The 5679-nt window shown below is 62.5% G+C and carries 7 protein-coding genes; 2 read left to right on the top strand and 5 right to left on the bottom strand.

Annotated features, from left to right (window positions below; genetic code table 11):
- Together EOA22_RS22680 and EOA22_RS22675 are read right to left on the bottom strand one after the other, a co-directional pair.
- A partial coding sequence (locus EOA22_RS22680) for an aldo/keto reductase (protein ID WP_206521316.1) occupies positions 1 to 655 on the bottom strand: 655 nt, incomplete at its 3' end.
- Positions 656 to 768: 113 nt separating this feature from the next.
- Complete coding sequence (locus EOA22_RS22675; RefSeq protein ID WP_081714352.1) at positions 769 to 1224, bottom strand: hypothetical protein; 456 nt, start codon at positions 1222 to 1224, stop codon at positions 769 to 771.
- 309 nt (positions 1225 to 1533) lie between these two features.
- Here EOA22_RS22675 and EOA22_RS22670 point away from each other — a divergent pair, with 309 nt between their 5' ends.
- Complete coding sequence (locus tag EOA22_RS22670; protein ID WP_023810361.1) at positions 1534 to 1698, top strand: hypothetical protein; 165 nt, start codon at positions 1534 to 1536, stop codon at positions 1696 to 1698.
- 61 nt (positions 1699 to 1759) lie between these two features.
- Here EOA22_RS22670 and EOA22_RS22665 read toward each other — a convergent pair whose 3' ends face one another.
- Entirely contained in the window at positions 1760 to 2266 is a 507-nt protein-coding gene (locus EOA22_RS22665; protein WP_063167831.1) for a DUF1993 family protein, read from the bottom strand.
- Positions 2267 to 2404: 138 nt separating this feature from the next.
- Here EOA22_RS22665 and EOA22_RS22660 point away from each other — a divergent pair, with 138 nt between their 5' ends.
- Entirely contained in the window at positions 2405 to 3457 is a 1053-nt protein-coding gene (locus EOA22_RS22660) for a DUF1176 domain-containing protein (RefSeq protein WP_063167830.1), read from the top strand.
- A 27-nt stretch (positions 3458 to 3484) separates the two neighbouring features.
- Here the strand turns inward: EOA22_RS22660 and EOA22_RS22655 are convergent, their stop codons facing one another.
- Together EOA22_RS22655 and EOA22_RS22650 are read right to left on the bottom strand one after the other, a co-directional pair.
- Complete coding sequence (locus EOA22_RS22655; RefSeq protein ID WP_063167829.1) at positions 3485 to 4375, bottom strand: phospholipase; 891 nt, start codon at positions 4373 to 4375, stop codon at positions 3485 to 3487.
- A 32-nt stretch (positions 4376 to 4407) separates the two neighbouring features.
- On the bottom strand, positions 4408 to 5679 hold a 1272-nt coding region (locus EOA22_RS22650; protein ID WP_127390227.1), incomplete at its 5' end, for a molybdopterin-binding/glycosyltransferase family 2 protein.

Below are 5679 nucleotides of genomic sequence, written 5' to 3'. Positions count from 1 at the left end.
GATTATAGGCGTTCTGGATCGACCCGACGCGCGGGCCGATACCCTTGTCGGCTTCGGCAAGGAACCGCATCACGCCCCAGGAACTCTCGTTCGACAGGCCGAAATGCCGAATCTTTCCTGCCTTCACCAATTCGTCAAACACGGCAAGCGTCTCGGCGATCGGCGTTTCGCCGGCCGGTGCGCCGACGGAATCGGCGCGAGGCGACACGGCGCCGACGCGCGTCGGGTTGGCGCCCCAGGGGATATCCCGCTCCGGCCAGTGGATCTGATAGAGGTCGATGTAGTCGGTGCCGAGCTTGGTCAGCGACTTGTCGATGGCGTCAAAGATATCGGCGCGCACCAGTTGCGACGGCCTGTCGCCGCGAAACCAGCTGTTGGCCGTGCGGCCGACGACCTTCGAGGCCAAGATCACCTTGTCGCGGTTGCCCTTGGCCTTCATCCAGCTGCCGATGATCTTTTCGGTCCGCCCCTGCGTCTCCGCCTTGGGCGGGATCGGATAGAGCTCGGCGGTGTCGATGAAATTGACGCCGCGCGAGAAAGCCAGGTCCATCTGGGCGTGGCCTTCGGCCTCGGTGTTCTGCTGGCCCCAGGTCATGGAGCCCAGGCAGATCTGGGTAACAAGAAGATCGGTCCGACCGAGACGGCGTTTGTGCATGGATTCGGCTCCGGAGGAAGGCTGGCGCGACTGCGCGGAGGAGCCGCATCTATAGGCAAAGCAGAGCCGCTCTCCAAGCCTCGCCAGGCCGACTTTTGCGTGAACCAGCCGGGTTAGCGGCGAGCACCGGCCAGTGCACGACGCTTGGCCTCGTCGATCAGCATGTTGGCCACTTGCATGCGGATCATGGCGCGCTGGCGCAAATGTGGGGCGACGCGGTCGGGATGGTTGGCAAAGGCAAAGCTGCGGCGCATACGGCCGAAATCGGCGACCTGCTTGGGCTGATTGAGGCCGAGTTCGACGGCGATGGCTTCGGGATCGATCGGCGGCAGTTTCTCCTCGGGCTTTGGCTCTTCGCCGGCGAGAACCAGCTTGGCATGATCGAGCAAAGCGGCGAATTCGGTCGCCAGATCCGCGCCCGCCTCGCGATATTCGGCAGCGGAAACCTTGATGCGGCCGGAATGGAGTTCATCGGCCACCGAAAGATAGTCGAACGGGATGGATGGACGAGCGCCGGCCTCTTCGCCCTCGCCATTCTTGTCGGGGGCGATGAAGAGGTCGTCGAGCAACGAAGCGAAATCCCGCTTGGCGCCAGTAGCGATGTCAGCCTCCCCCTCGCCCGACCATTCGGGTATCGAAGCATAGAACCGGCTCGTTAAAAATGCATGGCACCGATCTCAATGAATTTAGCCGTCGCCTCGTGGCAGCCATGCAGCCAGCATTCGAGGCTACGATGCGCGTCAGCAAAAGTTTCACCCGGTTGCGGAAAATGGCGAAAAAAATCGCCAAGACATGGCAGGTATGCAAATGCTGCACTGCACAATTGTCACGATTCACCTATATTGGCAGCCGTGGAGGACCAATTTGGGGCTTGAATCATGGGTTTCTTCACTGAAATGTTCGCCCGGCCTCGGCCACAGGAACATCTGAGATACCGCTCGGCGCTCGCGCTGCTTCATTCGATGAGCAATGCCGACCGCGCCGACATAGGGATCAAGCCGGCCGACTTCCCCCGCATCGCCCGCGAAATGTCCATTCGCTAGCTGCATCCGGTGTTCAGGATGTCCCGGATCGGTCCGGGACACCTCCAAAAAATTCAATTCCTTAGCGCGATCCCAGGAACGTCGCCTTGCCCAACGGTACGCCATTGTGGCGAAGGATGTCGTAAGCCGTGGTGAGATGGAAATAGAAGTTGGGCATGGCCACATGCAGCAGATACTGCAGGCCGGGCATCGAGCTTTCGCGTCCACCAAGCTTCAGCTCGATGATCTTGTCATCGGAGCCGTCGAATTCGGCAGCCGAAAATGTCGCGAGAAGGTCGAGCGTCTTCGTGATGCGAGCCTGGACATCGGCAAAACTCGCCTCATTGTCCTCGTATTTCGGCACTTCGCGGCCGGCGAGCCGTGACGGCGCGCCCTTGGCATGATCGGTGGCGATCTGCACCTGCCTGGTCAAGGCGAACATGTCCGGCGCCAGCCGCGCCGTCAGAAAAACCTGCGGGTCTATCTTGCGGTCCAGCGCATTCTGTTCGGCGGTCGCAAGCACATTGGAAAGCGCTTTCAGCCTGGCCGAAAACACCGGCACGGATGCCTCATACATCGATATCGTCACGTCAAATCTCCTGCCCGGCCCAGCGCCGGCGGACGCGACGTAGCGCCTTCGTGCAGGATTTTTCAAGGCCGCCGACGCCGCGTCACCACGTTGCCGCAATCGCCGTCGTAGAATCCTCTTATCGAGCGGAGGTTCCCGATGAGATGCGCCCTTTTCGCAGCGACTGCCTTTCTCTCCCTTGCCCCGATCGGTCAAACGACCTTGGCAGCCGAAGATGCCCGCGAAACGCCCTATGTCGACGACCGGTCGAGCGCCGATGCTGTTGTGCGTTCGCTCTACAGCGCCATCAGCCGGCACGAATTCGCTCGCGCCTGGGGGTATTTCGGCGATACAAAACCGGCAAAGGATTTCGACAGTTTCGTCAAGGGCTATGACGGCACCGACAAGGTCGAGGTCTTGACCGGGGCGGTTTCCGACGAAGGGGCGGCCGGCAGCATTTTCTACAACGTGCCCATCGCCATCCGCGCCACCGACAAGAGCGGCGGCGAAAAGGTTTTTGCGGGCTGCTACACGCTGCGCCAGGTGAATGCCCAGATCCAGGCGGAGCCACCCTTCGATCCGATCCACATCGAGAAGGGGGCACTGAAACCCTCCGCCGCCGATTTCGAGGAGGCGCTGCCGCCAAGCTGCGGCGATGGGCCGCCGCCACCGAAGAAGGACACTGCGCTGGAGCAGGCAAAGAAGGCGTTTCTGGCAACCTATGGCGGCCAGTGCGACAAACAGTTCCTGGCCGACGAGCCGACGGTCTTTTCAATCAAATACAAGGACAAGGATGCGCAGCCCGGCGACCCCGACAAGGAGACGCGGCTGTTCCATTTTTCCTGCTCGGCCGCCGCCTACAATGAAAGCTCGGTCTATTATATGACCGACGAGACATCGGCCGTGCAGCAATTGCAATTCGCCGAACCCAAGATGGACATCCGCTACGAGAACAATGACAGCAACGGCAAATTGCTGGGCATGAGCATCGTCGGTTTCCAGACGTCCGGCTGGGCGGTCAATTCCGACTATGACGAGGCCACCCAGACGATCACCACGTTCAACAAGTGGCGCGGGGTCGGCGATGCTTCCGACGCCGGCACGTATCTGTTCCGCAACGGCAATTTCTCGCTGGTCCAGTACGACGTCGATGCATCATATGACGGCGAGCAAAATCCCGAGACTGTCGTCGACTACAACACTGCGCCTTGAGCGTCACACGGGCTTGCAGGCAGCCTGTCAGGGCGACTTCGACAGCATCCAGTTGAGCGTGCCGCGCCAGTCGGTCATGCGGATCGGGGTGCCATGGGTGCCGGTCTCGAAACGAACGAAACGGGTCGGGTAAGTCTTCGATTTGGCCAGGATCGAGCGAAAGAATGCCTCCTGATTTGCCACTGGGAAGACCACGTCGTGACTGCCCTGGCCGAAAAAGACCGGCACACGGCGCTTGAATGCTGGGCTGGTGAAAAAGCTCTCATCCCATAGCGAGCCGAGCAGCAGCAGGCCGTTGATGCGGCCGCCCATGTCCTTGCGCGCGGCAAGCTTCCAGCACAGCGCACCACCCATCGATCCGCAGGCAACGAAGATCTTCGCGCCTGGCGACCGGTCGGCATAGTGACCGATCAGCGCTGCCACCTGCGCTGCTCCCTTGTCGCCGAAATCGGTAAAATCCGGGCTAAGGTAGAGGCCGCCATTGCTGGCCATCAGGTTCTTGAGCCGGTTGAAATTGCCGCCGAAGGTGAAGTCGTCGACGCCTTGCTTGCGGCTGCCGCCCTGCCCGTGCAGGTAAAGCACGATGATGCCGGCGCCCTCGGTCTTGCCGACGGCGAAATGCCTGATATCGCCGGCGTCGGTTTTCAGCAACAGATCCTGCTGCACCTTGCGCACGCTGGCGTCGGTATATTGGGCGTTCACCCGCCGCTCGGGCACCTGGTCACGCTGGTTGATGTCGCGCATCTCGCGGTAGTCGATGACCGTGTAGGCACCGTTGCTGTCGGACGACAGCGTGGGCGGATAGGCGAAGAGATCGTCCTTGAAGGGTTTTAGGGACAGCGTCTGACTTTGCGCGGCCGACGACAGCAACGCGGTCGTGACTGCAAAGGCACAGAAAATTTGGCGGCGAAAAGACATACCCAACGCATGCGTAATTCGGCTTGGGTTTGTCAATCCTGCAGCACACCGCCGGCGCCTTCCAGCGCCTCGCGCGTGTCGACATCGACAGACGCCGCCGCGCCGATCTCGACATCGATGACATCGAGCCCTTCGGTCTCGACCAGATGGCGTGCACCGGTGTCGCCCTCCAGATGGGCGATCGCCGGAAACAGCGAACGCGGCAACAGCACCGGATTGCCGCGCTTGCCGTCATGCGAAGCGCGGACCACCGCATTGCCGCCGCCCTTGCGGAACGCATCGATCAAGCTGTCGAGATCGTCGGACGTGATATCGGGCATGTCGCCGAGCGCGATCATCACACCGGCGGAGTCCTCCGGCAGATAGGCAATGCCGGCCTTCAGCGACGTGGACAAGCCGTCGGTAAAATCAGGATTGTCGGCGAAGGTCACGCCGAGGCCCGCCAGCGCAGCGCGCACCCGCTCGCGCTGGTGGCCGGTGACGACGACAGTTCTGGACGCCTTCGAGCCAAGCGCCCGCTCGGCGGTGCGGCGCACCAGCGGCTTGCCGTCGAACAGCGCCAACAGCTTGTTCGGCCCGCCCATGCGGCTCGACCGGCCGGCCGCCAGCAGCACGATGCCGACCTTCAGCTGAGATTTGGCCGGCAGCGGTTCGCGCGGCTGCGGCCGTGTGGGGATTTCCATCAGCAGCCCGCCGACCCCCATGCCGGCAATATCCCTGGCGGTCACGTCGAGACCGGCGATCAATCGGTCCAGCACCCAATCGAACCCGTTCTCCTTGGGACTGCGGGCGCAGCCGGGCGCGCCGATGACGTGCTTGCCGCCGAGCGTACCGAGCACCAGCAGATTGCCGGGATCGACCGGCATACCGGCGCGGACGACGGTACCGCCCGCCCTCTCGATCGCCGCGGGAATGACATCGGCGAAATCGCTCATCGCCGAGGCGCCGAAGATCACCACCATGTCATTGTCGCGCACCAGGGAAGCCGTGGCCTCCGCCACCGGCGCGATCTCATGCGCCGTGCGGCGCTCGGCCGTCAGCCTGCCGCCGGTGCGCGCCAGCCGCGCTTCGGTGACGCGCAGCGTCTTGTCGAGCACGGAAGGCTTGATGCCCGGCAGAACCGTCTGGATGACGCCGACACGCACGGGCCGGTAGGCATTGACGGCAAAGATCTCGCCTGCGGCGCAGATTTCTGTCGCAGCGTCGACCAGCGCTGAACCGACCGCGAAGGGAATGATCTTCACCGTCGCGACCATCTGGCCTTTCTCGACCGGCGCATGCTGCGCCAGCGTGGCGATGGTGAT

The sequence above is a fragment of the Mesorhizobium sp. M7A.F.Ca.US.014.04.1.1 genome, assembly GCF_003998745.1.
GTDB lineage: Bacteria > Pseudomonadota > Alphaproteobacteria > Rhizobiales > Rhizobiaceae > Mesorhizobium > Mesorhizobium ciceri.
This window is presented reverse-complemented; position numbering and strand designations above follow the sequence as displayed.

Excerpts from the sequence above, each read along its gene's own strand:
- EOA22_RS22670 (WP_023810361.1), top strand. The coding sequence starts at position 1,534 with ATGGGTTTCTTCACTGAAATGTTCGCCCGGCCTCGGCCACAGGAACAT.
- EOA22_RS22655 (WP_063167829.1), bottom strand. The coding sequence starts at position 4,375 with ATGTCTTTTCGCCGCCAAATTTTCTGTGCCTTTGCAGTCACGACCGCG.
- EOA22_RS22660 (WP_063167830.1), top strand. The coding sequence starts at position 2,405 with ATGAGATGCGCCCTTTTCGCAGCGACTGCCTTTCTCTCCCTTGCCCCG.